Annotated in this window: 2 protein-coding genes and 1 pseudogene; 1 reads left to right on the top strand and 2 read right to left on the bottom strand. The window is 40.7% G+C overall.

Translation table 11 applies throughout. The features are described 5' to 3' along the window. Positions 1 to 93: 93 nt before the first annotated feature. A complete protein-coding gene (locus NHN17_RS25550) occupies positions 94 to 369 on the bottom strand; it encodes a helix-turn-helix domain-containing protein (protein WP_255045483.1) in 276 nt (91 codons plus the stop codon). A gap of 710 nt (positions 370 to 1,079) precedes the next feature. Continuing rightward, positions 1,080 to 1,720 (bottom strand): annotated as a pseudogene (locus tag NHN17_RS25545) (IS6 family transposase). A 303-nt stretch (positions 1,721 to 2,023) separates the two neighbouring features. Between NHN17_RS25545 and NHN17_RS25540 the strand changes: the two are divergent. Continuing rightward, a complete protein-coding gene (locus tag NHN17_RS25540; protein ID WP_255045482.1) occupies positions 2,024 to 2,323 on the top strand; it encodes a hypothetical protein in 300 nt (99 codons plus the stop codon). Positions 2,324 to 2,492 lie beyond the last annotated feature (169 nt).

The raw sequence follows: 2,492 nt of genomic DNA, 5'->3' as shown, positions 1-2,492 counted from the left end.
CCTATTAGTCTATGCTCTAAATGCAAAGTATCTCCTGCATGCTCGTTGTATGTCCGGTTCTTATTCGGGGGTTATGGTTAATTATCTCAGTGATTAGGCATGTGTGAAACCGAGATATAATTTAAACCCGCATGCTTGGGCATAACTAACTAAAGTTTTAAGGCTGGGATTTGAGCGGCCTGATTCTAAACGAGAAATATTCGGAGCTTTTGTCCCCATTCTTTCGGCGACTTCACCTTGAGTTAACCCTGATTTTTTTCTCATCATTATAAGAGAACTAATAAACTCAAACTCAGGGCCTAAATCATCATAAGCTTTCTTTACTTCTGGATTTTGAAGGGCATTCTTTTTTAATGCAGATAAACTCATAATTTCACCTTTTTCTCTCTAACCAACTCTATCTCTTGCTTTGGAGTCTTATTCGACTTTTTCACAAAGGCTCTTAAGCTAAACCTAGCATCGAAACCAGAACCTCCTCCTGTTTATCCCATTTTTAAGTGCCACGTCTGCCCCCCCAAAAAACGCGGTACGTTAGTGGTGGTTATGTTGAATTGGCCACGAACGGGCGTGAAGGTGTAACGTTCGGACGATAGTTACCTATCCACAAAATCGGTGAGTGACTCGAATTCACTTTGGCCTTTCAGATACCTAAAATGCAAATCACAAGCGTAAAAAAGCCGTCATAGCTATGGCTGGTATTAGCTATGACGGCTATTCAAATAGCTTATAAATAAGAATAAGCTCAGAGTATTATCTACAAAAATATCAATAATTCAACACAAAATGAAATATTGTTTTACTATTTTTAATGCAATGGTGGTTATACTTCATCAGCCACGAACGAGCGTGATCATGTAACAACCAAAGACAAGAAAGGCCGCCATTGGCGACCTTTCTGCAAATCGGTTTACGGGTGTTATGTTTAATCGTAAACGTTACAAGTGAGGCATTAACGATTTAAAGCAAGCTTAACTTGTTTAGTAACATCATCTAAACGTTCTCCATAAATATATGCCCCCTCATCAACGGTTTTGTCGCAAAATTATACTGAAGTACAAATGACTGTTTTCCAAATACAACTAGGCTGCTAGGTTATAAAACTGTTCCCAAGCTGGCATCTCGTCATGATTATCTTGCTGGTTCTTAATTATTGACCACAGCTCAATACCTGCCAATGTAGCCTTTGCACCTTCATCTGATTTCCACCCTAAGCACTGATGCATTTTGCCTTTCACTTTTCGATGACTTTGCTCGACAATATTGTTCAGGTACTTAACCTGAAGCACTTCAATCAAGCTGAGTATCATCCCTGCTAGCCAGAGTTGGATATTGATATTGTGTAGAGCCAATGCGTTGGCACTTTGTCAGGTAAGCCGTTCTGCCCTATGGCCTTGGTGAAAAAGGCTCGAGCCGCCTTTTCGTCGCGGCGGTCACAGAGTAAAAAGTCGATGATGTTACCGTGCTTATCTACGGCTCGGTAGTAATACTTCCACTGACCTTTGACGTTAATGTAAGTCTCGTCCATCCGCCACGAAGAGGCGACAGGCTTCTTTCTTCCGCGAGCTCGATGCTCCAACAGTGGCGCATATTTTAGTTGAGTGATCCGCTCTGCCATGATCTCTTCGATTTCACGGTAGCTGAGTTTATAAGAAACGTAATAGCGCACAACGAGGAGGATGATGTCGGAAGGAAAATGGCGACCGGAAAAGTTGATAGTCATAATGCTAAAGGTAATGAGTGCTGACGGAGATCCTAACTCAGCACTCCTGTTTGCGGCATAACCACACTATACCTGATGGGGCTTACAAACAGCTTTTTGATATAGAAGATAATGATATATTGAAAAATTCAACCTATCCCACTGAACACAGAAAAAATAACCTATACAATCAAAACCTTAAACCGAAGGCATTGCTGTAAAGTAGATTGGATAAGAAGAATGATTCAAGATATAAAGCTGTGATCTTTATAAGCAATTAACAGTTCAAATTTATTACATTTATGAATACAGGAAGTTTTCTATATGCAAATTATCAACAAGCTGCTGTTCGCATCTATTACTTTACTTAGCCCACTGCAAGTACTCGCTGTCGATATTAATCAAGATACGCTGTGTACAGCTAAAAGCTGGAAGGCGGCTGACAATGCAGCTAAGTGTAAGGAAGGAAGCAAAATAGCTTTTCTCCCAAACTCATTTGGGAATGAGCAGCTTCCAGTAATGTTCATAGCATTAAATTGTGATTTACGCTTCGATGTGAGTCTAACCAATGGTGGTGCAGTGTGTATATTTAAGCCAGTGGAAAACGTCGTTGAAGCATCATAACAAAGCGCTCAACCGTGACTAAAAACGCTTGGCATTTTCGCTTCGTTCGTAAACGTTTATGCCAATTTTTTAACACGTTAGCTTAGTATGAAGGTAAGCGGGTAATTCTACCCACCTAGCTATTGAAGGGCCCTTTGCTATAGGGCAGCAGATCGCTGATATCACAGCC

Source organism: Photobacterium pectinilyticum, from assembly GCF_024357955.1.
Lineage (GTDB): Bacteria > Pseudomonadota > Gammaproteobacteria > Enterobacterales > Vibrionaceae > Photobacterium > Photobacterium pectinilyticum.
The sequence above is the reverse complement of the archived record's forward strand: the minus strand, read 5'-3'. Positions and strand labels throughout refer to the sequence as shown.

What these genes read in the sequence shown, in the direction of transcription:
- NHN17_RS25550 (WP_255045483.1), bottom strand. Translation starts at nt 369, where the DNA reads ATGAGTTTATCTGCATTAAAAAAGAATGCCCTTCAAAATCCAGAAGTA.
- NHN17_RS25540 (WP_255045482.1), top strand. Translation starts at nt 2,024, where the DNA reads ATGCAAATTATCAACAAGCTGCTGTTCGCATCTATTACTTTACTTAGC.